Below are 25,606 nucleotides of genomic sequence, written 5' to 3'. Positions count from 1 at the left end.
GCCTAGCGGGGGCGTCCGCGGTCGACGCCGGTGTCGGCCTTGGCGCCCGGCGCCATCGTCGCGACAGCCGCCGCCACGCCGACGCGCTCCTCGCGTACTTCGGTGGTCCTGGCGACGGCGGCCGAACTCGGCGCCTCCTCGGGCGAGTACGCGGTGGTGCCGGACTCCGCCTCGGCGGCAGCGGCCGAACTCGGCGCGTCCTCGGGCAGTGCGGAGGACGTGCACTCGGGCCCGGCCTCCCCTAGTGGGGGCCGGCGGTCGCCGCCACGCCCGTGCCGGGCGCGGGGTGGTGGGGGGACATGCGGTACCGGGCCGATGTCCGGGGTTCATAGGGCCGGACGCGCCGGTTGCTCGTGGTCGCGTGGTTATCCACAGGTGGTGACGGGGGTTGAGGCGGTGTGGTGGAGTCGTCCTCGTCCCACTTCGGAGTTGGAGGAGACACCAGCCATGAGATGGACGGACGCCCGCAAGGTTCTGCTCGGTACCGGTGCCGTACTGGCGCTCTGCACACCCATGGCTTCGGCCGCCCCCGCTGACCCGCCTGCGGGGGCGACTGCGCTCACGGTAGAGGAGCAGCGGCTGGCGAAGGAGACGCCGCAGGAGATTCTGCGGCGCAGCGGATTCGACGCGGTGGCGCCGGAGTTCGGGCGGGCACTGGACGGCGCGGGTTCCTATCGCGAGGCCGCTCGGCTCACCGGCCGTTCCGGAGCGCGACTCTGGGAGCGGGCGGTCGACCGAGTGCAGGGCCGCGGGCCCGCGGGCGAGGATCTGAGCCGGGGTGACGATCGGCCGCTGTACTGGGCACGGCTGGGCATGAGCAAGGCGCTGCGGGAGTGGTCTCCTTCCTTCGATCTGCCCGACGCGCGCCGCGCGGCGCTGATCGCCCGCCTCGAGCGCACCTCGCGCGGACAGGACTCCATCGATCTGCCGGCGGGGCGGCAGGTGAAGCGGATCGTGGTCACCGGGTTCGACCCGTTCCAGTTGGACGCGGACATTCGCCGCAGCAATCCGTCGGGGGCGGCCGCGCTCGCGCTCGACGGGACCACCGTCCGTACGGCTTCGGGGCCCGCGCGAATCGAGACCGCGGTCTTCCCGGTGCGCTGGGGGGACTTCGCGGAGGGGACGGTGGAGCACACGCTGCTTCCGCACTTCAGGAACGGGCCGCGACGGGTGGACATGTTCACCACGGTCAGCCAGGGCCGGGTAGGGCGCTTCGACGTCGAACGCTTCAACGGGGCCTGGCGCGGCGGCTATCCGGACAACGTGAATGTGTCACGCACGGAGACCGTGCCGGTGCCGGACGGCCTCCCGACCGTGGAGCCACAGCCGCAGTGGACGACGACCAGCCTGCCGTACCGGGAGATCGTGGACGCGGACACCGGTGCCTTCCCCGTGAACGACAACAGGGTCGTCACCGAAATACCGGCCGGTGCGACGGAGCCGGTGGACCGGCCCGACGGGCCGACCGAGGGTTCGACGGCGCGTGCGGGCGGCGGAGGCGACTACCTCTCGAACGAGATCGCCTATCGGGCGACCTTGCTGCGCGACGCGCTTGGGCAAGCCGTCCCCGGGGGCCATCTCCACACGCCTGTACTGCAGTTCGGCGAGGGCAACACCGATCCTGCCACCGGTCGGCCAGAGGATCCGGACTTCATACGGAACCGGCTGGCGATCACCGAGCAGGTGCGGGCGGTGATACGCACGGGGGCGGGCACCCTGCCCCGGGGCTGACGCGCCGCCCCGGCGGCCGGCACAACCGAGCGTTGAGCTGGGGTGCTCTGGGCCGGCTCGGCTATGTGGCGGCCAGCCAGGCGAGCACATAGCCCGCGCCGTTGAGGGCGCAGTGGAGTGAGGCCGGGGCGATCAAGCTGCCGGAGCGGCGGCGCAGTTCACACCAGCGCAGGCCGCGGCGGACGGTGTCGCGGCCCAGCCCCAGGTCGGACCAGCTGATGCCGTCCCAGCGGGCGAGGGCGAGGAGGAGGGCTGAGACCACCACGCACAGCGGGACGTACCAGACTTCCGGCAGGCGGTTGGTGAGCGTGTTCGTGGCCGCGAGCGCGGCGGCCACGAGGAGGAGGCGCATGGTCGTACGCGCAGGCTAGCCCTGGAACGGTGTCGGCGGCTTGGCGGTCAGGGCGTCCGGGGTGCCGCCATCCCCGGTCTCTTCGTCGGGCCGGTCGTCCTGGCCCACGAGGTCGCGGGAAAGGAGCGTGGCCCCCGCAACGGCTCCGGGCATGAGGAAGACCGCGGCGACGGGGACGACGAAGAGCAGCGCCAGCGGAACACCGAACCCGAGGGTCAGCATGCGGCGCCGGCGGAGCAGGGCCAGTCGCGGCGTCAGGCGGAAGCCGCGGCGCTGGAGGGCGACAGCGGTGAGCTCCTCCGTCAGGAAGAAGCCGGAGACACAGATTCCGATGACCGGGACGACGGTCTGGCCGATGAGGGGGAGGAACCCGAGGGCGAAGAGCAGCACACCGTAGAGAGCGACCCGCGCCAGAACCGACAGACTGTCGACGGCGGAGATCAACAGCTCGCGCCAGAGCCGCAGTCCGGACTCGGGGGCGAAGCCGTCCTCGGAGATGTCGACCTGCTCGGACAGCGACTCGTAGAAGGGCTGGCCGATGAGCAGGGTCACCGCGGTGAACGAGATGACGGCGAGCAGCAGGCCGAAGGCGAAGACGAGGGCGGTGAGGAAGCCACGGAAGATGCCCTGCCAGGGCGAGCCCCAGTCATCGGCGAACGGCGTGGCCCAGGTGGTCAGGTCGTCCGCCCAGAAGCCCAGGCCGATGAGCGCGGCGACGTACAGCACGAGGGTGATGAGCCCGGGCAGCAGCCCGAATCCCCACCAGCGGCCGTGCCGGGCCACCCAGCGCTGCCCGTCGACGAAATAGCGGATACCGAGCCCGAGGTCGCCCATGGGGGGCAGCCTAATTGTCAGCGGCCCGCCGCGTCGAAGTGTGCGGTGGCGAGCACCGCGCCGTCCTCGGCGACCAGGCGGGCACCGGAGACGGTGTCGGCGTCGACGGGCGCCGGGCCGCCCCAGTAACCGTGGCCGTCCTTGAGCGTGTACGTGCCGACGTCCGTCGTGGTGCCGTCGGTGCGCGCGAGCTGGCAGGTGACCTTGCCGGTCGGGGTCGGCGCCTGGCCGTAGCCGGAGCTGTCGTAGTCGTCGAGGTCGACCGACATGTAGATCCATCCGGGCGATCCGGGATGCGCGAAGATCTCGCCGACGCGTTGCCCACTGCTGGTCAAGTCGGCCTGGAGCAGAGCGTGTTGGGTGGAGGGGGCGGAGGCGGTGGGGGTGGGGGAACCGACGGTGGCGGCACCGATCGCCCAGCCGCCGAAACCGAAGGCGGCGGCGATGGCGGCGGCCGCGGCGGCGAGCCGGAGCCGGTGGCGCCTCCGCTGCAGGCGCTGCCGTTTCCCCGGGACCTCGAGTCGGCCGAGGACGCGCTTCTCGAAGCCGACGGGGGGCTCGCTTCCGGGCAGCAGTCCCAGCAGGCCGTCGGCGGCCAGCGTGAGCTGCTCGATGTGCTCGCGGCAGCCGGGGCAGTGGTCCAGGTGGGCAATCGCCGCGCCCCGCTCCTGAGCGGGAAGGATGCCCAGGGCCAGTTCGGTGCCGAGGCCGTTTCGCAGCTCCTCGCACGTCACGCCCTGGCCGCGGGCGCGGTCGTCGTAGCGGCCCGCACGGTCATTCATGGCCGGCTCGCCTCGGTTCGGCCGCCGCGAGGGCGGTGCGCAGTTTCGCCATGCCGGCCCTGATCCGCGTCTTGGCCGTGCCCAGGGGGATGTGCTCGGACTCCGCGACCTGCTGGGCGGTCATCCCGTAAATGCCGGCCATCGCCAGGGCACGGGCCTGCTCGCGTGGGAGAGCGGCCAGCGCCGTCCGGATGCGGCGGGCGGATTCGGCGGCGACGACGTGCTGCTCGGGAGTCTCGGTCCCCACGATGTCGAGGAGGGAGTCGAGGTCCTCGGGGGCGACGGGGGTGGACCGGCGGGCGCGGACGGCGTCGATCGCCAGGTTGTGCGCGATGGTCGTGAGCCAAGTCTTCACCGAGCCACGTCGTGAGTCGTACATCTGCGCGTGCCGCCATGCCCGTTCGAAGGTCTGCTGGGAGATGTCCTCGGCGAGCTGGGGGTCACCGACGACGGCGATGGCGACCCCGAAGACCGTGCGCTGGAAGCGGCGCACAAAGGCGACGGCGATCTCGGGGTCGCCGGTCGTGAGTCCGGCCAGCAGAGTTTCGTCTGCGGCTCGGCCCAGAGGAAGGCCCATCCTCATGTCACTCGATACGGCCGGGCCGGGCGGAGGGATTGCGCATCCAGTCGCCCGGCGTGGATGCCACACTCTCCATTCTCACCCTGGCGCTCCTGCTCGCCCAGCGGGCCGGGGCCGATCCGCTCGTGCTGCGCGGCGTGCGGCCAATCCCGGGGCGCGGCTCATGCGTAACCACTGGCAGGACAGCCGCAGGGCCGGGAGCCAGGACAGGGCGGCCGGCGGCGGGGGCAGCCGGCGCGCTCGCGGGAGGCAGAGCCATGGCCAGGATGGTGAAGATCGGGAGAGGTGCCGCGCTGGGGGTCGCGGGAGGGGTGCTGGCGGGCGTCCTCGTCGCGTGCGGGGGCGGCGGCTACGGCGGAGGCGGTGGCTCTGACACCACGTCCCCGTCGTCCGGCAACGGCGACAAGACAGCGACACGGGTAAATGTGGACATGAAGGACTTCACGCTGGCGCTGTCGAAGAAGACGTTCACGGCAGGGGATTACACCTTCGTGGCCAAGAACAGCGGCACCCACGAGCACGCGCTGGAGGTCGAGGGGCCCGGAGGCGAGCAGAAGACGAAGACGCTCATGCCCGGGCAGACGGCCGACCTGAACATGACGCTGAAGAAGGGCACGTACAAGGTCTACTGTCCCGTCGACTCGCACGCCGACCTGGGTATGCGGACCCAGATCACCGTGGGCGACTCGGGTGGTTCGGGTACGTCGGGCGGCGGCGTGGGCTACTGAGGGTGATGCTGTGATGCGTATCGTCGCCGGCACGCTCGTCGCTCTACGGCTCACGGGTACGGGGCTGACCGCGGCGATGGCCGGGATCCATGCGTACCTGTGGAGCGAGGGCTACGGGAACCTGGCCACGATCGGCGAGTTGTTCCTGATCAACGCGGTGGTGGGCGGGCTGCTGGCCGTGGCCCTGTTGGTCACCGCCGTCCGACTCCTGTCGTGGGTCGCCGCGCTCGGGGCGCTGTTCACGGCGGGGACGCTGGGCGCGCTGGCGCTCAGTCTGACCACCGGTCTTTTCGGCTTCACCGAGTCGGTCGACGCCCCGTGGGTGACGACGACCCTCGCCGTCGAATCTGCGGGCACGGTCGCGCTGGCCGCGATGGCGCCGATGGCCCGTCTCGCGCGGGCCACCACCGCACGCACCGCCGCCCCCATGGGACCCGCCGGCGGCGGTGCGCCGACCGCGGCCTCCCGCGCACCCGGGCGCGGGAGGCCGCGGCCATAGCGCGACGGTGCGGTCGAGGCGCGGCGGATGCGGTCGGGCCCCAGCACATGCGGTCGCGACCCGGCGTGTGGTCGGGACCCGGCGGGTACCGTCGGGGCGCTGAGGCCGTGGTCGGGCGGGGGCAGCGGACATGGTGCCGGGGGCCGTCGTCGTGGCGAGGGCGGCGGCCCGTCGCCGGCACTTCGCGGGTACGGCCCGCGTGAACCACTGGGCCCAACGGCCCCGCGTGCGAGGGCCGTTGGGCCGGTCGGGATCCATCGGCCGACCGGCGGGCCAGCCGGTCAGCGGGCTCGGTCAGCCGGTCAGCCGATTGGTCAGTCGCCGAACGAGACGATCATCTTGCCCACGTTCTCACCGCGGAGCATGCCGAGGAACGCGTCCACAGCGTGGTCGATCCCCGCCACCACCGTCTCCCGGTACTTGAGCTCGCCGGAGCGGATCCAGCCGGAGACCTCGCGCACGAACTCCGGCTGGAGCGCCGCGTGGTCGCGCACGAGCATGCCCTGCAGCCGGAGCCGCTTGCCGATGACCAGGGCGAGGTTTCGCGGCGCGGGGGTCGGCTCTGTCGTGTTGTACTGCGCGATCATTCCGCAGATGGCGGCGCGCCCATGGACGTTGAGCGTGGCGATCGCCGCCTCGAGGTGATCGCCGCCGACGTTGTCGAAGTAGACGTCGATGCCGTCGGCAGCTGCCCCCTTGAGCTGCTCCTCCACCGGGCCGTTCTTGTAGTTGAAGGCGGCGTCGAAGCCGTACTCCTCGACGAGCAGCTTGACCTTCTCGTCGGAGCCCGCGCTGCCGATGACCCGCGACGCGCCCTTGAGTCTGGCGATCTGGCCGACCTGGCTGCCGACCGCACCGGCCGCGCCGGAGACGAAGACCGCGTCGCCCTCCTTGAAGGAGGCGACCTCCAGCAGGCCCGCGTAGGCGGTGAGACCGGTCATGCCCAGGACGCCGAGGTAGGCCGGAAGGGGGGCGAGGCCGGGGTCCACCTTCGTCGCGTGCCGGGCGTCCAGCACCGCGTACTCACGCCAGCCGAGACCGTGCAGGACGTGGTCGCCGATGGCGGCCTCGTCGGAGTTCGAGGCCAGGACCTCCCCGACCGCGCCGCCTTCCATGGGCTTGTCGAGCTGGAACGGCGGCACGTAGGACTTCACGTCGTTCATCCGGCCGCGCATGTACGGGTCCACGGACATGTGAGTGTTGCGGACCAGGATCTGACCGGGACCGGGGGCCGGGATCTCGGCTTCGCGCAGGGCGAAGTCCCCGGGCTTCGGCCAGCCGTGCGGGCGAGCCGTGAGGTGCCATTCCCGGCCGGTCTTCGGCAGTTCGGACATCGTGAGGTCCTCCTCCAGCCGCAGTTTCACCGCGGCAATGTTTCATGAACTGAAACAATCATGCGTCTGTATGTTTCATGTTGTCAAGTAACGAGGTACCCTGGCTGCCATGGCCCCACGCCCCGATCCCCTGACCCTCGAAGTCGTCGAGCTCATCGGTACCGTCGTGGCGCGCTACTACGAGGAGTACGAGGACGCGGCCGCCCAGCACTCCCTCACCGGAGCGCAGGCACGAGTGCTGGGACTCCTCTCCCATGAGCCGATGCCCATGCGCCGGATAGCGCAGCGCCTGAAGTGCGAGCCGTCGAATGTGACGGGCATCGTCGACCGGCTGGAGGCGCGCGGGCTCGTGGAGCGGCGCCCCGACCCGGCCGACCGCCGCGTCAAGCTTGCGGCCCCGACGGACGAGGGGCGCGAGACCGCCTCACGGCTGGGCGACGCACTGGACTTCGCGCGCGAGCCGCTCGCCGAACTGACGACGGTCGAGCGGACGATGTTGCGGGATCTGCTGCGCAGAATGCTGGGCGACGGCACCGGGGCGGCCGGGACGGCAGGCTGAGGCCTGGACCCGCCGCCTCCCTCGCCGCCACAACCCGTACGTCACAGGTGGTGCAACCTCCGTACGTCACAGGACCCGTACGTCACAGGTGGTGCAACCTCCGTACATCACCAGCCCCGCATACCAGGGCCCCGTACGTCACGGCCCCGTATACGAGGGCCCCGCGTACCAGGGCCCCGTACGTCCCAGGCCCCGTGCTCACCAGCGCCGGCTTCCGGAACGTCAGGCGCCGCGCTCCGCACGCCATGTGCGGGCGCTTGCCGGGCTCACGACCGGCATCCCGCACCTCAGGTCCGCGCGAACCGAGTCCAGGCGCGGGAGAGCGGGAGAGCGGGACAGCGGCAGCGCCCCGTGCAGGTACGTAACGGGATGCAGGTACGCAGGGGCGGGCGCGGGGCTCAGGCGCAGAACCAGAGGAAGCGGGTGCACGTGGGCCGGGGATCCGGCGGCGGCGCGCTGGAGCTTGTCGGTCGAGGGGCCGGGTTCCGGGGCTGCGTGGACCGAGGCTGAGGAGGCGGTGCCGAGGCCTCGCCCGTGGCCGTGGCGGTGGAGCCGTCCGAGGAGGCGCTGGGCTTCGGCGACTTCTTGGCCTTCTTCTTGTCCTTGCCGTCCGCGCTCTCGCTGCTGGACGGGGAGGCACTGGCCGCGTCGCTCTCGGAGGGGCTCGCGCTGCCGGTGGCGTCGGCGCCGACGCCCTTCCCGTCCTCGGACACCGCCGCCGAGGACTCGCCCTCCGTGAGAGAGGTGGACAGGGCTCCCTCCGTGGCGACTTCGGCGACAGTCAGCCCGACGAGCGTGAACCCGAGCACGGCGCCGCTGACGACGACGAGGCGGGGGCCGCGGCGGGTACGGCGGGCACGGCGACCGCGTGGTGCGGCTCTGCGGGCCCGGGCCTTGCGGCGGTGTTGCGCCCGTCGGCCCGCGGGCGCCGGGGAGCGGGTCTCGGGTATGGACTCCTCATCTTCCGCGGACGGGACGTGCGGAGGGGCCATGCCCTCCATGAACCTGCCGCACCCTGGGCAGGACAGCGCCCCATTGAGGTGTCGTCGGCAGAAAGAGCAGTAGTCCATGTCGACGGCAGGTTATGGCCTCTTCGGTAACGAAGACATCGGCGTCGTGTGAGGATTCGGTGTCGGACCGCGCGCCGGGCAGACGGATGCAGACAGAACGGGCCGATCGCCTCGAGCCCCTGGATCACGATCGCAAGGGCGGCATCGGCGTCCGAGGCCCCGGTCCGACCCGTCCGCACATACCCTGACCGCTACACACCCTGACCGCTACACATCCTGACCACTCACCTGGATCCGGGTCACCGGGCAGAACCCGCCGGTGTCTGAACCCGCTGAACAGTTCAGGCAGACCGCCCCCTTGCCCAGGAATGCCCATGTTTCGGTCGAGCGCCGATCGACGCTGTCGGTCTGGACTCGGGAGGCAGGCGTGTCGCTGAGCGTGTCCCTGCTACGCCCGGTTCACCGATCCGGGCCGGGCAGACATCCGTCCGGACCCTGCCGCGACCGGCCGCAGGGACGGCCTGGGCCTGTCAGAAGTCTTGCAGGTCGCCCCGTAACCGCTGGGCGCGCAGGACGAGTTCCAGCTCGAAGCGGCGGTCGGGATCGTCCACGTCCGAGCCCCACAGTTCACGGATCTGCCGCAGCCGGTAGCGAACCGTCTGGGGGTGCACCCCCAGACGCGCCGCAACCTCCGGTGCGCCGCCGCGCGTCTCCAGCCAGGCCAGCAAGGTTTTGGCCAGCCGTCGCCCATGCGCGGGCCCGCACGCGGTCAGTGGCGCGAGACGGCGCCGCGCCAGGTCCTCGACCAGTTCTTCCGGCGGCAGCAGCACCAGCGCCTCGGTGTGCTCGGTGCAGTGCATCACCTGGCCGGAGGGCAGCAGGCCGCGCTCCATCAGCCGTACCGCGGTCTCAGCCCAATGCAGCGACTTGGCCGCCTCGGCCAGAGGGACGGGCGGTCCGATCGCCCCCGACCACCCCGCCGTCGCGCGGCGCAGGAGTTCGGACCGCCCGGCCGCGTCCGGCTCGGGCACCACCATCCGCGGCTGCTCGGACTCCATGTCCAGGAGTACGTCGTGGCCGACGGCCGGGGCGACCGCTTCGCGCGCGGGTCGCAGCAGCACCGCCACCGCGACCTGGGAGGGAAGCTGCCAGCCGATACGGGCGGCGCGCTCCGCGAGCGCGTCCGCCGGATCCTCGCGATGGTCGGTCAGCAACAGCTCCATGAGCTTGCGCTGGAGCCGTAGCCTCTCTCCCGCCTGCCGGGCGACGGCCTCGGCGTAGCCGCGTACGGACTGGGCCACCAGCCCGTCCAGATACTCGAATCCGACTTCCACGAGCTCGTACATCGCCGGTGTCGGAATCTCGACTTTCTGTCCGATCTCGGCGAGCCTGCGCCAGGCGAGCCGTACGCCGAGACGGTAGATCGCCTGCAGCGAGTCGAGGCTGCGGCCCTGGAGGACCTCACCGCGCCCGAAGTCCTGGAAGACCTCGGGATGGATGCTCGGTCCATCGGTCCCGCCGGTCAGATGCTCGACGAAGTGCTCCAGTGCCCGGCGGATGCCGATCAGGGCGATCGGCTCGCCCGACTCGTCGAGGACGACCGGAAGCCCCGGGAATTCGCGGCGGATCTCATGGAGGATGTCCTGGGCCAGAGCCGGGAGTCCGTCGCCGGCGAGGGCGGCGAACTGCCGTACCCGTACGCGCGGTACGTCCTGCCAGACGGAGCGCGCGGCCACGGGTCACTCCCCCGGCTGCCGCGTCGGCCGCGGCGGAGCCGGCGACGGCGACGGAGGGCCGTCGGGGAAGGACACCAGCGGCACGTTGGGCTGCTCGGGTGCGGCTTCCAGTGCGGCGACTATTCCGAAGGCGGTGCCGACGGCGAGCGCGGCAGCGGCCGCGCAGGTCACGGCGGCAGCGAGCAGTCTGTGCATGGGTTCGTCAAGCCTCTCTGTCCGATGAGGAGTTGAGGTTGCACCCAGCAGCGCGCACCGGCCCGGTCCGGTAGTCGCCCAGTGTGGGAGCCCATTGACACTCCGTCAAGCGCGTCCTACGGTTCCCGGCCCATAGACCCCCCACAACCCACCGGTAATCGAACGGAGTGCCCGCTATGCGCCGCCGTTCATCCCGCTCCTCGTCGGCCCGCTCGTCGTCGGCCCGTCCCTCGTCGGCCCGTCCCTCGTCGGGCCGCCCCTCCTCGACCGTCCCCTCCGGCCGTCCCTCCTCCGAGCGCCCGCGCCCGCTTCCGCTCGCCCTCCTGGGACTCGGCGTCTTCCTGCTCGTCCTCGCTCCGCTGCTGGACGCGTACGTCGCACCCCACGCCAAACGGACCCCTGTCGATGTGAACGTGACCACCGTCCTGACGGGCACAGGGAGTTACTTCGACGCCGAAGCCCTGAAGACCCGGCACGGGCAGCGCATCACGGTCACCCAGCGGGTGCTGGGAGACGTCGCCGACAGCGAACGGGGTGGCGTCGCGGTGTGGGACGTCTCCCAGGCCATCGACACACCCCGGACGCTGCCGCTGAACGACCCGCGCAGGTCGCTCCAGTGGACCACCGAACGCTGGGTCACCGACCGCCGCACCAACCGCCCCGTGCACTGCTGCGACGAGACGCCCGCCTTCCAGGGCGACGCGTACCTGAAGTTCCCCTTCGACGTCGGCAAACGCGGATACCGGTGGTGGGACAGCACGCTGGGCGCCACGGTTCCGCTCCGCTTCGCGGGCACGGCGAAGGTCCGAGGGTATGAGGGCTACCGGTACACCGGGACCGTGAAGCCGACGATGACCGGGACCCGGCAGGTGCCCGGACGGATCGTGGACCGCCCGAAGCGGGGCCAGGTGCTCGCCGAGGAGTGGTACTCCAACGGCGGGATCGAGCTGGTCGTCGACCGCCGTACGGGCCGGATCATCAACGCCGTCATCGCCCCGAGGAAGACGCTGCGCGCCCCCGGCGCCGAACGCGACGCGGTCACCCTGCTGCGCAGCGACCGGCTGGAGTTCACGTCGGCCACGCAGCGCGAGCAGGTGGAACTGGCCTCCGAGGACAGCGGCCTGCTGGAACTCATCGACGACACGCTGCCGCCCGTCTGCGCCGCGGTGGGTGCCCTGCTGGCCGTTCTCGGCGGGGTGCTGGTGACACGCGGACGACCCCGCCGCGCCGCGAGCGGCTCCCGGTCCGCGCCCCTGCTCACGCCGAGGCGCACTGATCCGCTTTCTCCCGACGCTGAGCAGTGTGATGACTCATCACCCCTGAAAGGCCCGGACTTGTCATCCCGGTGAGTAGCCGGACCGAACTCACCGGCGAAAACTGTCCACTCCCACGCGCAATCCGCCGTCCGTGGTCCTCCGGAATGCCCCAGCTCGCGGCCGGCGGCCCACCCCCACCCAGGTGCCAACCCCCCACGCAGGTTCCGCACCCTGAGACGAGTTGGAGCGCTCATGCCCCAGCACGTTCCACCCGTGGCCGGGCCCGCCCCCGTACCGGCCGCTGACCAGCCACCCGCCGCAATCGTCCCCGCCCGGCCGGGCCCGCCCCCGTTCCCCCGGCGCATCGTCTTCCTCGCCCGCCGCGATCTGGGCAACCCCGCCGCCGGCGGCTCCGAACTGCTCGTCGACCGCATCGCCGCCGGCCTCACCGCGGACGGCCACCAGGTCACGCTGGTGTGCGGCGGACCGGCCGCGTACCGCGACTACCGCGTGGTGTCCGCGGGCGGCGATGCCGGTCACTTCCTGGGCGCCAGGCGGGCGTTGGCGCGTCAGGTCGGCCCCTGCGACCTGCTCGTCGAGGTCTGCAACGGAATGCCGTACCTCGCGCCGCTGTGGCACCGCGGCCCCACGCTGTGCCTGGTGAACCATGTCCACACCGATCTGTGGTCGATGCGCTACCCCCGCCCGGCCGCACGCCTCGGCCGCAAGCTGGAGCACTGGGCACTGGCCGGTGCCCACCGTCGCAATCTCATGGTCGCCGTGTCCGGCTCGACCGCCTCCGCTCTGCGCTCCCTCGGCGTCCCGCGGGAGCGGATCAGGATCGTCCACAACGGCGTCGAGGAGCCGGGCCCGCTACTGCCCAAGGCTCCGGAACCGCTGTTCCTGGCGATGGGACGCCTCGTGGAGTACAAGCGGATCGACCTGCTGCTGCGGCTGTGGGAGCGGGTCCGGCCGGTCACCGGCGGACGGCTCGTCATCGTCGGTGAGGGACCCGAGCGGGAGCGCCTCACGGCGATGGCGGGACCGGATGTCGTCTTCGCGGGGCGGGTCTCCGAGGCCGACAAGCACCGGCTGCTGTGCGAGGCGTGGCTGCTGCTGCACCCGTCGCTGGTCGAGGGGTGGGGCCTGGTGGTCACCGAGGCCGCGGCCCGCGCAACTCCCGCCATCGGCTTCGACATTCCCGGTCTGCGCGACTCGGTGGAGGACGGCGTGACCGGTCTCCTGGCGCGCGGCGAGAGCTCGTTCGCCGCCGCCTGGTGCACGCTCGCGCTCAGCGGTGAGCGGCGCGAGGGGATCGGGCGGGCCGCGGCGGAACGAGCGGCGCGGTACCAGTGGAGCCGTACGGTCCGCCTCTTCCGCGACGTCGCCGCCGAGGCGTACGCGTCGGCAGGCGCTGGAGCCGCACCCGCCGGGAGGTGAGCTCCGTGCCCGAGCCCGCCTTCAAGGACCCTTCCCTGCGCAGATCCCTGGCTCTCTTCCGGGCATTCCTGAGCGAACAGGACGATCCCGAGCGGTGCTACGGACTGCTGGCGCGCGACGCCGCAGCGCAAGTCGCCCGGTATGCGCCCCTGCACGGCAGCGTCGTCATCGATGTCGGTGGCGGCAGCGGGTACTTCACCGAGGAGTTCCGGCGCCGGGGCGCCCACTGCTACTTGTTCGAGCCGTCGCTGCCCGAACTCGCCGCGCGCGGACGGCTCCCGCACGGTGCGGTGGTCGCCGACGGCTACTTGCTGCCGCTGGCCGACGGCACGGCGGACGTCTGTTTCTCCTCCAACGTCCTGGAGCACGTGGCCGATCCGCAGACCTTCCTCAGCGAGATGGTGCGGGTGACCCGGCCGGGCGGACTCGTCTATGTCTCCTTCACCAACTGGCTCTCCCCCTGGGGAGGTCATGAGACCGCACCGTGGCACTACCTGGGCGCCGACCGCGCGCGCAAGCGCTACCGGCGGCGCACCGGCCGCCCGGCCAAGCACACGGTCGGCGAGAACCTCTTCCCGGTCCACGTCGGGCCGGTCCTGCGGCATGTGCGCGGCCGTGACGATGTGAGCGTGCTGGCGGCGCGCTCCCGCTACTGGCCGTTCCTGCCGGGTCTCGTCACACGGATTCCGGGACTGCGCGAGGTCGCCACCTGGAATCTCCTCCTCATCCTCCGGAGGTCTCCATGAGCAGCACCGTGCAAGTTCCTCCGCAGGCGCCCGCGCCGTCCGCCGTACCACCCCCGGCCCCCGAACGGCCCTGCGGCCGCGGCTGGTTGGCCGCGTTCTGGGTGCTGGCCCTGATCGCCTTCGGCTCGGTCTCCCCGGGGAAAACGACGTTCGAGACCAAGCTCGGCGTGGCTCTGGAACCGCTGAGGTTCATCGGGGACCTCGGTGAACTCTGGCACGACCGGGCGGGCTTCGGTGTGATCGCCGACCAGTACATCGGCTACGCCTTCCCGTCCTTGCCGTACTACGCGCTGATGGACCTGGTCCACGTTCCGGTGTGGGTCGCCGAGCGGCTGTGGCTCTCCCTCGTCGTGACGGCCGCATTCTGGGGCTCCCTGCGCCTGGCCGAGCGGTTCCGGGTGGGCGCGCCGGGGACCCGGCTGCTGGGGGCAGCCGCCTACGCGCTGTGGCCCACGTTCACGATCGTCATCGGCTCGACGTCCGCCGCCGCCCTGCCGGGCGCGATGCTGCCGTGGGTGCTGCTGCCGCTGACCCGGGCGGATCTCGCCCCGCGGATCGCCGCGGCCCGCTCCGCCCTGCTGGTCCCGTTCATGGGCGGTGTGAACGCGGCCTCGACTCTGGCCTCCCTGCTGCCCGTCGGCCTCTACCTGCTCAGCCGGCCGGGCGGGCCGCGCAAGCGGGCGTTGCTGGCCTGGTGGCTCCCGGGCGTGGTGCTCGCGACGCTCTGGTGGGTGGTGCCGCTGCTGCTCCTCGGCACGTACGGCGAGAACTTCATGCCCTATGTGGAGCAGGCGGACACCACCACCGCGACCATGTCCGCGACCGAGCTGCTGCGCGGGGCGGGCAACTGGGTGGCGTACCTCCACTTCGGGGAGGCGTGGCTGCCCGCCGGCTGGTCCGTGGCCACCTCGCTCGTCGTCATCCTCGGCTCCGTCTGCGCGGCCGCGCTCGGGCTCGCGGGACTGGCCCGTCGCGATCTGCCGGAGCGGCGCTGGCTGGTGCTGACCGTCCTGGCCGTGGTGCTCATCTCCCTTGCGGGATACGGCGGTTCGTTCGGCGCGCCCTTCCACGGGACCGTACGGGAGTGGCTGAACGGTCCGCTGGGGCCGTTCCGCAACATCTACAAGTTCCAGCCGGGGCTCGCCCTCGCGCTGGCCCTCGGTCTCGCGCATCTGACCGCGGTCGCGGCCGAGCGGCGCGGCGCCCGTCCAGTGCCCGGCCGCCGCCTCGCCACGGCGATCGCCGCGCTGCTCGTCCTGCCCGGCCTGGCGTGGCCGTACGCGAACGGCAGCATCCTGCAGCCCGGCCCGTTCACCGGGCTGCCCTCGTACTGGAGCAGCGCGGCGGGCTGGCTGAAGACGCATGCGTCCGGCAGCCGCGCGCTCGTCGTCCCCGCGACCGCGCACGGCATCTACACCTGGGGCTCGCCGATCGACCAGCCGCTCGACGTGCTCGCCGAGTCCCGGTGGGCGCAGCGCGATTACGTCCCCTTCGGGACCGCGGGTTCGCGCCGAGCCCTGGACGCGGTCGAGCAGGCGCTGACGAGTGGTGGCCGTGTCCCGGGCCTGAGCGCCTTCCTGGGGCGCGCCGGACTGTACGAGGTGGTGGTGCGCAACGACCTCGACCCCGACCAGATCGGCTACGTGCCGCCGCAGACGGTCAAGCGGACCCTGGAGTCGTCGGGCTACCGCAAGGTCGCCGGCTTCGGCCCGCTCATCACCGCGGGCCGGATCCCCGACGACACCCCGGTTCAAGTACAGGGCCTCTTCCCGCGGTTGCAGGCGGTCGAGATCTACCGTCCGGAACGGGGCACGCACCGGCCGGAGCGGGCCGCGCTGAGACCGGCCGCCACCACAGCCGTCGTCAGCGGCGGCCCGGAAGCGCTGCTGCGTCTCGCCGCGGATCCGGCGATGCGGGAGCGGCCCGCCGTGCTCGCCGGGGACGGCCACCCCGGGCTCGGTACCCCGCCCGTGCGGGCCGTGGCCGACGGACTGCGGCGCGCGGACACCCGCTTCGGCCTGGTGAACTCCAACACCTCCTACACGTACACGGAGTCGGAGCGGAATCATCCGGACAGCCTGCAGGACCCGGGGCGGGAGCCGCGGCAGATCCTGCCCACGCGCGGCAGCGGGCACCAGACGACCGCCGTGCTGCGGGGTGCGAGGTCCGTGACCGCGTCCAGCAGCGGCAACTGGCTGTTCCACCTCCCGCAGTACGACCCGGTGAACGCCTTCGACGGCAACCCCGACACGGCGTGGGCCGAGGGCAGTCCGGGGAGAACGGCGGGCCAGTGGCTCCGTATCGGCTTCTCGTCCCCCGTCGAGGTGCCGGCGTCGATCGAGCTGGCCCCACTGCCGGGCAACGGGATGCGGGCGGCGCCCACGCAGATCCGGGTGGAGACCGACAGGGGACGCGCGGACAGCCCGCTCCAGCCCAGCGGCGCCCGACAGAGCGTCAAAGCGCCGGCGGGGAAGGCGACATGGCTGAGGATCCGGATCCTCGACGCGCAGGAGGCCAGGCCCGGTCTGTCGGGTGCGGGCTTCTCCGAGGTGTCGGTCCCGGGGGTCCAGGTGACCCGGCTGCTCGCCCTGCCGCGCGACGCGGAGGGCGAGGGCGGCGGAGCCGCAGGGTCCACGGTGTACTCACTGCACCGGGGCAGCGATCCTGGCGGCCTGGCGCCGGCGACCGCCGAGGTGGGCCTGCACCGCCAGTTCCGTACGGGCTCCGGCGGGGAGTACCGGATCCGCGCCCGCGCTCTGCCCGTTCCCGGTGACGCGCTGGACCGGCTGCTGGACCGGGTCGCACCCGGCTCGCGCGACCGGGTGACCGCGACCGCCGACTCGACGAGCCGTTCCGGGCTGTCGCTGAGCCCGCGGAACCTGGTGGACCGGGATCTGACGACGGCGTGGATCGCCGGTGACCGGCCCGTCATCCATCTGCGCTGGCCGGGCAAGAAGAAGATCTCCGAGATCGTCTTCGCGGCGGCGGGTGGCGTGTCGGCGCAGCCGCAGGAGGTGCTGATCAGTTCGCCCGACGGCGCGGCCACCGCAGGCGTGGACAGAAACGGCCAGGCCCGCTTCGACCACATCAGGACCGACCGCCTGGACATCACGATCAGCCGCACGGCGCCGCTGACGCTCCACAATCCGCTCGCGGACGGCCAGTTGCAGCTTCCCGTCGGGCTGAGCGAGGTGTACGTCCCCGCGCTCGACGACCTGCGGGTCCCCGCTCCGGATCCGGACGCGACGTTCTCGGTGCCCTGCGGAGACGGTCCCCCGCTGGCCATGGACGGCACCCTGCACGCGACCAAGGCGTCGGGTTCCGTACGGGATCTGACGGAGCGCCGACCGATCGAGGTGGAATTGTGCGCGGGCCCGGCCAAGGACGGCAGTCTCGATCTCGGCGCGGGACGCCATGTCGTGGAGGCCGGTGACGCGGGGCCGCTCGCCCTCACGGACGTCACCCTGTCGACGGGCGAGACCCCGGCCGTCATCGGAGACGCCCGGTCCCTGACGGTACGGGACTGGGGCGGTGACCACCGCACGGTGACGGTCGGCGCGGGCCGGGCCTCGTACCTCCAGACGTACGAGAACGCCAACGACGGCTGGAAGGCCACCCTCGACGGGAAGGAGCTCACCCCGCTGCGGCTGGACGGCTGGCAGCAGGCGTGGCTGGTCCCCGAGGGCGAGGGTGGCACGGTACGGCTGGAGTACGAGCCGGCGAAGCTGTACCGGGCGGGGCTGATCGGCGGGGCGGCGGGCGTCGTGCTGCTGGCCGGTCTGGCCTTCGTCCGACGCCGGCGCACCACGGATGGTTCCGTGGCCGCTGCCGGGGCGCACCGGGCGGGTGGCACCTCCGCTCTCCTGCCTCCGGGGCCGGGCCTGTTCCTGGGCACGGTGGTGCTGACCGCCGTCCTCGCGGCCGTCGCGGGCCCGTTGGCCCTGGTCGTTCCCGTCCTGGCGGTCGTTGCCCGGCTGCGGCCAGGCCTTCTGGTGCCGACGGCGCTGGTGGCGATGGCGGGCGCGGGCGTCGCCGCGGCGGCCGGCGCGGGCGAACCGGTCGCTTCCGGCGAGGGCGCGTTCGGCGCTCCCGCGCAGGTGCTGGCGGTTGTGGCGCTCGCGGCGGCGCTGGTGACGGCGGACCGGCCGGACGCGGCGCGGGCGCGCGGAACGTCCGGTGACGGCCCAGGGGACCCGGCCGTGGACCACGGGACGGCGGCGCCGGGCGACGGGGTGCCCCGGGGCGGGTCCGGGGCGGGCGCGGACCACGAACCGTCCACGGCGCGGCGTCCGCAGGTGCCGGGTGACGAACCGTCCACGGCGCGGCGTCCGCGAGCGGGAGCGGGAGCGGGAGCGGGAGCGGGAGCGGACGATGACAACCCGTCAGCTCTGTACCGGAGTTCACGACCCAGGGGTGCGACGCCGAAGCATCCGGCAGGGCCGGTCCTCATGGCCCGCGGCCCCGGCGGCACACCGCCCGACCCGCGGTCCAGCCGGGAACCGGGGCCGAGCGGCCTCCGGTTCCGGATCCGCCCGGCGGGGGAAGACCCGCCGTCCGCCCCGTCCGACCGTCGTTCCGCTCCCCGGCGCGGTCTCCCCGCCCCGTTGCCGCGGCGCGCCCTTCCGCCGGGCGGTCCGGACGGGCACACCCCGCTGCCCCGGCGTCAGCCGGGCACCTCGGGTCCGGGCGGGCCGGGGAGCGGGGTGGCCCGCCCGGACGCCGAGGGACGCGGGAACGGCGCCGGGGGCTCCGCATGACCGGGACCGCCAACCCCCGTGGCACGCGGCTCGGTTGGTACCGGAGGAGCGGACCGCCCGACGAGCCGGAGGGCGCCTGCCCGATCCCCCGGAAGGCTGCTTCCCTGGCCGCGCTCTCCCCGGAGGACGCACCATGACCGCTCTCCGTTCCTCCTCGGGGCGACGGCGGCCCGGGGCACGGCCCGCGTCACGGATACCGTTCGGCACAGTGGACGAGGTCTCGCGCCACTGCCTCACTGACGAGGAGCCCGAGACCGTGCACATCGAAGTGCACCTCTCCGGGAGGCCCGAACCCGGGCGGCTGCGCGTCGCGTTCAACGAGGCCCTGCTGCGACACCCCCGGATCCTGATGCGGGAGGCTCCCGGCCGCTGGTACCGGTGGCGCTACGCGTGGGAGCTCACCGACGCGCCGGACACGGATCCCGTGTCGTTCCCGCCCCCGGGGCCCGACGCTCTCGCGCAGGCGCGTGCTCGCGCGCTGTCCGCCTGCCCGCCGCTGACGAGTTCACCGCCCGTGAGGCTGGAGGTGATCACGCCGGGCCCTGTGGGCGGTCGGCACACCGGCGGCCGCGACGGATCCAGCCGGGACGGCATCCACCGGGGGGACGGCGCCCGCCAAGGGGAGGGCACCCACCGGGGGGACGGCGCCCGCCAAGGGGACGGCACCCACGGGGGGGACGGCGCCTGCCAAAAGGACGGCACACACCAGGGGGAGGTCCCCCACCAGGGCGAGGGCAGCGTCCTTCTCCTCACCGTCAATCACACCGCACTGGACGGGCCCGCGTGCCTGCGTGTCCTGGCCACCGCGGCCGAGATCTACGGAGGCGCGGGCAACGAGCCCGCGCCCCCTCCCGTACGGCAGTCGGGAGCGGATCCCCGCCCGGAGCCGGATGACCGGGCGCCGTCCGCATCCGGACAGTCCGCGTGGGCCAGACCCGCGCGCATCGCCCGTGACACCGCCACCCGGTCCACCGGGAACGGCATGCTCATCGCCGACCTTCCCGTACCGCCCCGCCCGTCCCGTACGGCGGCCCCGTACACCGTCAACGACCAACTCCTCGTCGCCACAGCCCTGATGGCGGCACGCTGGAACCGTCTGCACGACCGTTCCTGCGGCCCCATCCGCATCACCATGCCGGTCGACGACCGGACGCGCGGCGCCGAGATGCCGATCGGGAACGGAACCCGGCTCGTCGAGGTCCCCGTCACCACGGGCGACCGGGCCGAGCTGGACCTGCTCAGCGACGAACGGCCCGATCCGGCGGCGGTCGCACAACTGCTGCGCAGGACCGCCCGCACCACCCGCGCCCTGAAGGCCGCGTCCCGTCCGCCACTCGGCCGGGGGGCCGCTCTGCTCACCGCCCCCGTGCTGCCGGTGGGCCTGCGGGCGTCGGTGACACGGGCGTTGCGAAGGGCCGCCGCGCCGTGGACGTCGACGACATTGCTGAGCAACATCGGCCGTGTCCCCTATCCGCTGGACTTCGGGGACGCGGGCCGGGCGCGGGCGGTCTGGTTCTCGGCCCCCGCCCGGATGCCCCGCGGTCTCACGGTGACGACCGCCAGCACCGCGGGCCGCCTCCACCTCGCTCTGCGCTGGTCGCGCGCCCTGCTGGACGACGAGGCGGCGGCTACGCTGGCCGGCCTGTTCGAGCGGGCGCTCGCGGCGACGGCTGCTGTGCCGTACGGGCCGGACGTCTCTGCCGGACTCACCGCGGGCCGTCCCAAACCCGGCGCCCGAACCCCGGGGAACCCCTCATGACCCCCTCGCGCTTCGCGCCCCAGCTCCCCTCCCCCTCGCGGGAGGCCGCCCGCACCGCCGCGCGTCCCGGTCCGCCCCCGCAAGCCGCCCCGGGGCTGCGGGACTTCTACGAGAACCCGGCTGTGCCCGTCGCCTCGGGCGAGGAACGGAGTCTGCGCCAGGCCCGGATCCTGGCCCGCGCGCTCGGGCCCGTACGGCAGGGGGCGCGGCCTCCGGCGACCGTGCTCGACGTGGGGTGCGGCGACGGATCGGCCGCGGCCACAGCCGCCCGCGTGCTGGCCGGACACCGGATCGTGGGCGTGGACTGGTCGCAGGACGCACTGCGCCGGGCCGCGCCTCGCGTCCCGTACGTGGTGCGGGGCGAACTCACCGACGGGGGGCTGCCGTTCGCGACGGGCGCGGCGGACGCCGTGCTCTTCAGCGAGGTCATCGAGCACCTCGTGGACCCGGACGCCGCGCTGGACGAGCTGCGCCGAGTCCTGCGCCCCGGCGGCCACTTGATGCTCTCCACGCCCAACCTCGCCGCCTGGTACAACCGGGTGCTGCTGCTCGCCGGAATACAGCCCGTCTTCTCCGAGGTGAGTCTGCGCCGGATCCACGGGAGGCCGGGGAGCCAGGTGGTCGGCCATCTGCGGCTGTGCACCGCCCGCGCGCTGAGGGAACTGGTCGCCGCCTCCGGCTTCGAGGTGGTGACGGTCACGGGCGCCCCGTTCCACGGAGTGCCCCGGGCGCTGCGCACATTGGACCGCGCGGCCTGCCGGTGGCCTTCCGTGGCTTCGATCCTGCTGCTCCATGCGCGGCGGACGTCGGGTGCGGCGTCATGATGTGGTGGGGGGTGACCGCCGCGCTGCTGGCCAATGTCCTCTACTCCACCGGCTTCGTGCTGGAGAAACGGGCGCTCGCCGGACTGCCGCCGCTGAGTGCCGGACGGCCCGCCCGGGTCGTGCGGCTGCTGATCGGGAGCCCGCTGTGGATCGGCGGCTCGCTCGCGCTCGCTGCCGGGTTCGCCGCCCAGCTGGTCGTCTACCGCACGCTTCCGATCGTCGCGGCCCAAGGGCTGTTCATCTCCGGGCTCGTGCTGCTGCTCCTGCTGTCCTCGGTCGTTCTCGGCGAACGGCCGACCGGCCGCGAGCGCCGCGGCGTCGCCGTCATCATCGCCGCCCTCGTCATGGTCGTCGCCTCCCTGCAGGGCAGCGGCGAGGCGGTGAGCCGCAGAGCACCCGCCGGCACGCTGCTCGCGCTCTGCGTACCGTCCCTGGTGGTCGGGTTGTGGCTGTACGGGTCCGCGGAGCGGCGCACCCGACGCCGTCACCGGCCGCCGACCACGGGCGTGGAGTACGGGGTGGCCGTCGGCCTGTTGTACGGGGTGAGTTCGCTCGCCATCAAGGGCGTGGCCGGACTGCTGGGCACCCATGACATCCGCGGAGCGGCACTCGAGCTGATCGCCTCCCCGTATCCATATCTCCTGCTGTTCACCGGGGCCACCGGCCTCGTCCTGTCGCAGACGGCTCTGCAGCGTTGCCGGGCCTCGCTGATCGTGCCGGTGTGCTCGACCGTCACCTGTGTGTTCACCGTGGCGAGCGGCAGCTTCGCGTTCGGGGAACCGCTTCCGCACGACCCCGTACGGCTGGTCCTGCGGCTGGGCGGTACGGCTCTGGCCGTGAGCGTGCTGCTGATGCTGCCGCGCCACGAACCGGACACCGCCGCACCACCGGTCTCCCCCGCCTCCGCGCCCACCGCCGGCACGACCGCACCCACCGCCGGCACGACCGGACCCACCGCCGGCACGACCGCTGTCACCGCCGGATCCGCGACCGGCTCGACCGCCGTGCCCGTCACCGACTCAGCCTCCCCCCGAGGAGCCCGCTCATGAAGCCCGACGACCCTCTGCTGAAGATCCTCGCCTGCCCGCTCGACAAAGGCCCCCTCATCCTGCTGGAGCCGGGTGACGCGCTCTACAACCCGCGCCTGCGGCGCCGCTATCCGATCGTCGACGGCATTCCCCAGCTGCTCCCCTCCTCGGGCGAGTCCGTCCCGGACCCCGAACACCGCCGCCTGCTCGGCAACGCGCCCGCCGACACGGGGCGGAGCGGGCCGTGACCCTCGCGGCGCGCCTCGCACCGCGGCTGCCGTCGCGGTGGGTCGGCGCGGGCGCCGCGCTGCTCTATCCGCGGTTCGAGCCGGAGTTGCGGCGGCTGGCCGACTTCTGCCCCCGGGGCGGCACGGCCGTGGACGTCGGCGGCTGGTACGGGCCGTGGTCGCGACGGATGGCGCGCCGCGCCGACCGGGTCGTCACCGTCGAGCCCGTACCGCATCTGGCCCGCCAACTCGCCGCCGGAGCACCCGCGAACGTCACGGTCGTCCAAGCCGCCGCGACGGACCGTACGGGAGAGGCGACGCTCTGGCTGCCGCCGGGCGGGCGAGGTGATCGCGGGGTGTCCTCGCTGGTGCGGCGCGAGGTCCACGGCACGGCGCTTGCGGTGCGGTGCGTACCGCTGGACGATCTCCTGGACGGCCTGCGCCTGGCGGACGTCGGCCTGATCAAGGTCGATGTGGACGGCAGCGAACTGGCCGTGCTGCGCGGCGCGGAACGCACCCTGCGGCGCGACCGGCCCGCGCTCTTCATCGAGTTGGAGGTCCGCATCCAGCCGCTCGGCCCGGTGCTGTCCCTGCTGAACGGCCACGGCTACGACGGCTGGGTGCTGCCCCGGGCGACCTGGGTGCCCTTGTCATCCTTCGACCTGACGGGCCACCAGTACCGCCGGGGCCATGTCGCCGAGCACGGGCTGCTGCGTCGCAGCCTCGCCCCGCACCGCCGCTACGTCAACTCCGTGCTGTTCCTCCCTTCCGGGCACCGGCCCCGCCCGGCGATCGCACCGTCCTGCCTCCGCGCCCTGCCCACGGCGTGGTGACGGTGGAGACTGGGGGCATGGCCTCCATGTCCCGCCCCGGTTCCGCCCCCTTCGGTCCTCTGGAGCTCACGCTCGTCCTGTTGCGGCGCATGGCCGACCACCAGCCGGGGCTGGTCGAGGACGCGCTGCGCGAACTCGGCGTCGGCAAGGCGGAGATGCGCGGGGCGAACCGCGTCTGGCAGGCCCGGGCGCGGGCCCGCGGAGCCCGCCCGGCCGTGCAGCGCTACCGCTCGGCACTGGGCCCGCCCGAGGAGGTCGTCGCCCGGCGGATCGGTGACCTCAACTGCGAGGCACTCCGCTGGCGGCTGCCGCTCTGGCCGGACCTGCGCTTCGAGGTGGTCACCGGGCCCGGGGGCCAGGTGTGGAACGAATGGCTGGTGCGTGCTCCGGGGGCGCCGGGACCCGACCTGCGCAGCATGACGGACCTGCGGCCGTGGTGCTGCACGATCGACGAGGTCGCCCGCGCCTTCGCCCCCGCGACGCCGATGGAGGGCACGGCTCCCACGCGCTGGCAGCTCGCCTTCACGGCACCCGGGACGGAGGGGTCGGAGGAACGGCCGCGCCACATCGCGGAGTTCACCTGGGGCCTGCTCCAGCGCCTCGACCCGTAGCCCGCGCAGGCGACGTCCGAGGGATGTGGGGAGCGGCGCAGCGAGTGGGGCAGGGGCGGAGGAACGACGTCGCGTTCGCCGGGTGGCGCCGGCGCCTGCGGCCGGGCGGCCACGACCCGCGACGATCCCCCTTCGCGGCTTTCCTCCCTGTTTGCGGGCATGCGGTACGGGAACCCGGCGGCCATGGCCGCGAAAACCCCAGAGAACAGCCGGAGCAGCACCGGGGACCGGAGCCGCATCCAGATGCGCGTCACGGACCGCAAGAACGGTGGCACGCGCCGGGAGGACGGAGGCACACGCGGAAAGGGCGGAGGCACGCGCCGGAAGGACAAAGGCAAGCACAACCGGGACGACCGGCTGACGACCTACCGCTCCAAGCGCCACGCCGACCGTACCTCCGAACCCATGGGTGGCGAGCCCCGGGGCGGCGCCCCGCGCTTCGTCGTCCAGAAGCACTCCGCGACCTCCCTCCACTACGACTTCCGCCTCGAGGCGGACGATGTGCTGATCTCCTGGGCGGTGCCCAAGGGGCCGGCTATGGACCCGCGGGAGAAGCGCCTGGCCATGCGTACCGAGGACCATCCGCTCGACTACGCCGACTTCGAGGGCGTCATCCCGCGCGGCGAGTACGGCGCGGGCACGGTCATCGTGTGGGACGCGGGGCACTACGAGAACCGCACCGAGCACCGCGGCAGGACTGTCCCGGTCGCCGAGGCGGTCGAGCGCGGACATGTCTCCTTCCGGCTGGAGGGCGAGAAGCTGCGCGGGGGCTGGGCGTTGACACGGACCGGCCGCGACGGCGACAAGGAGCGCTGGATCCTGGTGAAGAAGCCCGACGAGACCGCGGACGCCCGCCGCAACCCGGTGGGCTCGCAGCCCGCCTCCGTCCGCAGCGGCCGTACGACCGAGGATCTCGCGCGGGAGAACGAGAACGGCCGGGACTGACCGGCGGGACCGGGCACGACCCGGCAACCGGGTGCGTACGGCATGACCTGTCGGCGCGGCGGCTCGTTGACCGGGGGTGACCAGTTCAGAGAGTGATCACGCACTGTCCGCGGACCAGGTTTTGCAGGCCTTGGTGGGCCTTGGCGCCGAACCCGTCGTCGATCCCGAGCTGCGCCCCGCCGGCCCGAGGCCCGAGGACCTGCCGGAGCTGCTGGGCGCGCTCCTGGCCACGGTCGAGACGGAGATCGCGGCCCGTATCCACCCCGCCGAGGACCCGCCCACCGGCCTGCCCGAGCTGATCGCCGGCTGGAACGCGATGGTTGGCGACGACGGCCTGGGCCTGGCCATCCTCGCCAACCGCCTGCAGCGCTCGGCCCTGGACACCCTGCAGGCGGAGAGCGCGGACGAGCCGGAGCCGTCCGCGATGGAGGCGGCGAGCAACGCCGCCGTCGCCGCGGCGAACCTGATCAGCGCCTACCTCAGCGTGGGCGACGACCGCGAGGTGCGGCACAGTCTGGACGCCGCCGAGGGGTTCCTGGCCGAGGCGCTCGCCGGACTGCACGACGCGCGCAGCGAGCTGACCGACGACGAGCGGTAGCGGCCACGGGCGGACGCCACAGCCTCGGGCCGCAGCCGGAGCCGCAGCAGGTGCGCCGACGGAGAAACGCCACGGTTCGACCCGGATCAGGCAGTACATACCACAGTCAACGCATCTGTCCTTGTATCGCCATCTGCCGTTCATGACGGGCCCATTGACACCGCCAGGGGCGCGTGAAACCGTTTCGCGGATTCATCCGGACAACGTTGTCAGCATGCGCGGCAGCACACGAGCACAAGGGG

General features: G+C 73.0%; 24 protein-coding genes. 16 read left to right on the top strand and 8 right to left on the bottom strand.

What is annotated here, in order from left to right; translation table 11 throughout:
* Nucleotides 1-513: 513 nt before the first annotated feature.
* Nucleotides 514-1,731: a pyroglutamyl peptidase gene (locus tag AB0M26_RS13420; protein ID WP_365259443.1), complete on the top strand. Its 1,218-nt coding sequence runs from the start codon at nt 514-516 to the stop codon at nt 1,729-1,731.
* Nucleotides 1,732-1,792: 61 nt separating this feature from the next.
* Here AB0M26_RS13420 and AB0M26_RS13415 read toward each other — a convergent pair whose 3' ends face one another.
* Genes AB0M26_RS13415 through AB0M26_RS13400 form a run of 4 tightly spaced genes read right to left on the bottom strand, consistent with a single transcriptional unit; the run spans nt 1,793 to nt 4,282 of the window.
* Nucleotides 1,793-2,083: a hypothetical protein gene (locus AB0M26_RS13415; RefSeq protein ID WP_365259260.1), complete on the bottom strand. Its 291-nt coding sequence runs from the start codon at nt 2,081-2,083 to the stop codon at nt 1,793-1,795.
* 15 nt (nt 2,084-2,098) lie between these two features.
* Nucleotides 2,099-2,917, bottom strand: coding sequence for an EI24 domain-containing protein (locus AB0M26_RS13410; protein ID WP_365259257.1), 819 nt, complete (start codon nt 2,915-2,917; stop codon nt 2,099-2,101).
* A gap of 17 nt (nt 2,918-2,934) precedes the next feature.
* Nucleotides 2,935-3,699: a hypothetical protein gene (locus AB0M26_RS13405; protein ID WP_365259254.1), complete on the bottom strand. Its 765-nt coding sequence runs from the start codon at nt 3,697-3,699 to the stop codon at nt 2,935-2,937.
* On the bottom strand, nt 3,692-4,282 hold the full coding sequence (locus AB0M26_RS13400) for a sigma-70 family RNA polymerase sigma factor (RefSeq protein ID WP_365259251.1): 591 nt from the start codon (nt 4,280-4,282) through the stop codon (nt 3,692-3,694). The genes AB0M26_RS13405 and AB0M26_RS13400 overlap by 8 nt, the downstream gene beginning before the upstream one ends.
* 254 nt (nt 4,283-4,536) lie before the next feature.
* On the opposite strand from AB0M26_RS13400, the gene AB0M26_RS13395 reads away from it, so the two are divergent.
* Nucleotides 4,537-5,007 (top strand): plastocyanin/azurin family copper-binding protein, encoded by a 471-nt coding sequence (locus AB0M26_RS13395; RefSeq protein WP_365259249.1) that lies wholly within the window; start codon nt 4,537-4,539, stop codon nt 5,005-5,007.
* A gap of 13 nt (nt 5,008-5,020) precedes the next feature.
* Nucleotides 5,021-5,506, top strand: a complete 486-nt coding sequence (locus AB0M26_RS13390; protein WP_365259246.1) for a hypothetical protein — start codon at nt 5,021-5,023, stop codon at nt 5,504-5,506.
* A 314-nt stretch (nt 5,507-5,820) separates the two neighbouring features.
* Here AB0M26_RS13390 and AB0M26_RS13385 read toward each other — a convergent pair whose 3' ends face one another.
* Nucleotides 5,821-6,840, bottom strand: a complete 1,020-nt coding sequence (locus AB0M26_RS13385; protein WP_365259440.1) for an NADP-dependent oxidoreductase — start codon at nt 6,838-6,840, stop codon at nt 5,821-5,823.
* A 109-nt stretch (nt 6,841-6,949) separates the two neighbouring features.
* Between AB0M26_RS13385 and AB0M26_RS13380 the strand changes: the two genes are divergently transcribed.
* Nucleotides 6,950-7,399 carry a MarR family transcriptional regulator gene (locus AB0M26_RS13380; protein ID WP_365259243.1) on the top strand — a complete coding sequence of 150 codons (450 nt, stop codon included), beginning with the start codon at nt 6,950-6,952 and terminating at the stop codon, nt 7,397-7,399.
* 398 nt (nt 7,400-7,797) lie between these two features.
* Here AB0M26_RS13380 and AB0M26_RS13375 read toward each other — a convergent pair whose 3' ends face one another.
* From AB0M26_RS13375 to AB0M26_RS13365, 3 genes are all read right to left on the bottom strand, one after another.
* The gene (locus tag AB0M26_RS13375) at nt 7,798-8,391 is read right to left on the bottom strand and encodes a hypothetical protein (RefSeq protein ID WP_365259240.1); all 594 of its coding nucleotides are present in this window, start codon (nt 8,389-8,391) and stop codon (nt 7,798-7,800) included.
* 548 nt (nt 8,392-8,939) lie between these two features.
* On the bottom strand, nt 8,940-10,145 hold the full coding sequence (locus tag AB0M26_RS13370) for a helix-turn-helix domain-containing protein (RefSeq protein WP_365259237.1): 1,206 nt from the start codon (nt 10,143-10,145) through the stop codon (nt 8,940-8,942).
* A gap of 3 nt (nt 10,146-10,148) precedes the next feature.
* The gene (locus tag AB0M26_RS13365) at nt 10,149-10,340 is read right to left on the bottom strand and encodes a hypothetical protein (protein WP_365259234.1); all 192 of its coding nucleotides are present in this window, start codon (nt 10,338-10,340) and stop codon (nt 10,149-10,151) included.
* 176 nt (nt 10,341-10,516) lie between these two features.
* Between AB0M26_RS13365 and AB0M26_RS13360 the strand changes: the two genes are divergently transcribed.
* The 12 genes from AB0M26_RS13360 to AB0M26_RS13305 all read left to right on the top strand — a co-directional run bounded on the left by AB0M26_RS13360 (nt 10,517) and on the right by AB0M26_RS13305 (nt 25,364).
* Nucleotides 10,517-11,689: a DUF3068 domain-containing protein gene (locus AB0M26_RS13360; protein WP_365259232.1), complete on the top strand. Its 1,173-nt coding sequence runs from the start codon at nt 10,517-10,519 to the stop codon at nt 11,687-11,689.
* 159 nt (nt 11,690-11,848) lie between these two features.
* A complete protein-coding gene (locus AB0M26_RS13355) occupies nt 11,849-13,036 on the top strand; it encodes a glycosyltransferase family 4 protein (RefSeq protein WP_365259229.1) in 1,188 nt (395 codons plus the stop codon).
* Entirely contained in the window at nt 13,033-13,782 is a 750-nt protein-coding gene (locus tag AB0M26_RS13350) for a class I SAM-dependent methyltransferase (protein ID WP_365259226.1), read from the top strand. Before AB0M26_RS13355 ends, AB0M26_RS13350 begins: the two co-directional genes overlap by 4 nt.
* Nucleotides 13,779-18,539 carry an alpha-(1->3)-arabinofuranosyltransferase family protein gene (locus AB0M26_RS13345; RefSeq protein ID WP_365259223.1) on the top strand — a complete coding sequence of 1,587 codons (4,761 nt, stop codon included), beginning with the start codon at nt 13,779-13,781 and terminating at the stop codon, nt 18,537-18,539. The genes AB0M26_RS13350 and AB0M26_RS13345 overlap by 4 nt, the downstream gene beginning before the upstream one ends.
* Before the next feature lie 133 nt (nt 18,540-18,672).
* Nucleotides 18,673-20,298, top strand: a complete 1,626-nt coding sequence (locus AB0M26_RS13340; RefSeq protein WP_365259220.1) for a condensation protein — start codon at nt 18,673-18,675, stop codon at nt 20,296-20,298.
* Nucleotides 20,295-21,122 carry a class I SAM-dependent methyltransferase gene (locus tag AB0M26_RS13335; RefSeq protein WP_365259217.1) on the top strand — a complete coding sequence of 276 codons (828 nt, stop codon included), beginning with the start codon at nt 20,295-20,297 and terminating at the stop codon, nt 21,120-21,122. Before AB0M26_RS13340 ends, AB0M26_RS13335 begins: the two co-directional genes overlap by 4 nt.
* Nucleotides 21,122-22,171, top strand: coding sequence for a hypothetical protein (locus AB0M26_RS13330; RefSeq protein ID WP_365259437.1), 1,050 nt, complete (start codon nt 21,122-21,124; stop codon nt 22,169-22,171). The genes AB0M26_RS13335 and AB0M26_RS13330 overlap by 1 nt, the downstream gene beginning before the upstream one ends.
* Nucleotides 22,168-22,398, top strand: coding sequence for a Trm112 family protein (locus AB0M26_RS13325; RefSeq protein ID WP_365259214.1), 231 nt, complete (start codon nt 22,168-22,170; stop codon nt 22,396-22,398). The genes AB0M26_RS13330 and AB0M26_RS13325 overlap by 4 nt, the downstream gene beginning before the upstream one ends.
* Nucleotides 22,395-23,210, top strand: a complete 816-nt coding sequence (locus AB0M26_RS13320; RefSeq protein ID WP_365259211.1) for an FkbM family methyltransferase — start codon at nt 22,395-22,397, stop codon at nt 23,208-23,210. The genes AB0M26_RS13325 and AB0M26_RS13320 overlap by 4 nt, the downstream gene beginning before the upstream one ends.
* Before the next feature lie 26 nt (nt 23,211-23,236).
* Nucleotides 23,237-23,821, top strand: a complete 585-nt coding sequence (locus AB0M26_RS13315) for a hypothetical protein (protein WP_365259434.1) — start codon at nt 23,237-23,239, stop codon at nt 23,819-23,821.
* Nucleotides 23,822-24,004: 183 nt separating this feature from the next.
* Nucleotides 24,005-24,766 (top strand): DNA polymerase ligase N-terminal domain-containing protein, encoded by a 762-nt coding sequence (locus tag AB0M26_RS13310; protein ID WP_365259208.1) that lies wholly within the window; start codon nt 24,005-24,007, stop codon nt 24,764-24,766.
* Between the two features lie 130 nt (nt 24,767-24,896).
* Complete coding sequence (locus AB0M26_RS13305; protein WP_365259205.1) at nt 24,897-25,364, top strand: hypothetical protein; 468 nt, start codon at nt 24,897-24,899, stop codon at nt 25,362-25,364.
* The last annotated feature ends 242 nt before the right edge of the window (nt 25,365-25,606 follow it).

Origin of the sequence: Streptomyces sp. NPDC051776 (genome assembly GCF_040681345.1) — a bacterium.
GTDB lineage: Bacteria > Actinomycetota > Actinomycetes > Streptomycetales > Streptomycetaceae > Streptomyces.
The sequence above is the reverse complement of the archived record's forward strand: the minus strand, read 5'-3'. Positions and strand labels throughout refer to the sequence as shown.

Bases quoted from the DNA above. Each gene is read 5' to 3' on its own strand.
- AB0M26_RS13415 (WP_365259260.1), bottom strand. From the start codon at position 2,083: ATGCGCCTCCTCCTCGTGGCCGCCGCGCTCGCGGCCACGAACACGCTC.
- AB0M26_RS13310 (WP_365259208.1), top strand. From the start codon at position 24,005: ATGGCCGCGAAAACCCCAGAGAACAGCCGGAGCAGCACCGGGGACCGG.
- AB0M26_RS13390 (WP_365259246.1), top strand. From the start codon at position 5,021: ATGCGTATCGTCGCCGGCACGCTCGTCGCTCTACGGCTCACGGGTACG.
- AB0M26_RS13355 (WP_365259229.1), top strand. From the start codon at position 11,849: ATGCCCCAGCACGTTCCACCCGTGGCCGGGCCCGCCCCCGTACCGGCC.
- AB0M26_RS13325 (WP_365259214.1), top strand. From the start codon at position 22,168: ATGAAGCCCGACGACCCTCTGCTGAAGATCCTCGCCTGCCCGCTCGAC.
- AB0M26_RS13380 (WP_365259243.1), top strand. From the start codon at position 6,950: ATGGCCCCACGCCCCGATCCCCTGACCCTCGAAGTCGTCGAGCTCATC.
- AB0M26_RS13345 (WP_365259223.1), top strand. From the start codon at position 13,779: ATGAGCAGCACCGTGCAAGTTCCTCCGCAGGCGCCCGCGCCGTCCGCC.
- AB0M26_RS13405 (WP_365259254.1), bottom strand. From the start codon at position 3,699: ATGAATGACCGTGCGGGCCGCTACGACGACCGCGCCCGCGGCCAGGGC.
- AB0M26_RS13420 (WP_365259443.1), top strand. From the start codon at position 514: ATGGCTTCGGCCGCCCCCGCTGACCCGCCTGCGGGGGCGACTGCGCTC.
- AB0M26_RS13315 (WP_365259434.1), top strand. From the start codon at position 23,237: ATGTCCCGCCCCGGTTCCGCCCCCTTCGGTCCTCTGGAGCTCACGCTC.
- AB0M26_RS13340 (WP_365259220.1), top strand. From the start codon at position 18,673: ATGACCGCTCTCCGTTCCTCCTCGGGGCGACGGCGGCCCGGGGCACGG.
- AB0M26_RS13335 (WP_365259217.1), top strand. From the start codon at position 20,295: ATGACCCCCTCGCGCTTCGCGCCCCAGCTCCCCTCCCCCTCGCGGGAG.
- AB0M26_RS13410 (WP_365259257.1), bottom strand. From the start codon at position 2,917: ATGGGCGACCTCGGGCTCGGTATCCGCTATTTCGTCGACGGGCAGCGC.
- AB0M26_RS13385 (WP_365259440.1), bottom strand. From the start codon at position 6,840: ATGTCCGAACTGCCGAAGACCGGCCGGGAATGGCACCTCACGGCTCGC.
- AB0M26_RS13395 (WP_365259249.1), top strand. From the start codon at position 4,537: ATGGCCAGGATGGTGAAGATCGGGAGAGGTGCCGCGCTGGGGGTCGCG.
- AB0M26_RS13365 (WP_365259234.1), bottom strand. From the start codon at position 10,340: ATGCACAGACTGCTCGCTGCCGCCGTGACCTGCGCGGCCGCTGCCGCG.
- AB0M26_RS13360 (WP_365259232.1), top strand. From the start codon at position 10,517: ATGCGCCGCCGTTCATCCCGCTCCTCGTCGGCCCGCTCGTCGTCGGCC.
- AB0M26_RS13330 (WP_365259437.1), top strand. From the start codon at position 21,122: ATGTGGTGGGGGGTGACCGCCGCGCTGCTGGCCAATGTCCTCTACTCC.
- AB0M26_RS13400 (WP_365259251.1), bottom strand. From the start codon at position 4,282: ATGAGGATGGGCCTTCCTCTGGGCCGAGCCGCAGACGAAACTCTGCTG.
- AB0M26_RS13375 (WP_365259240.1), bottom strand. From the start codon at position 8,391: ATGGCCCCTCCGCACGTCCCGTCCGCGGAAGATGAGGAGTCCATACCC.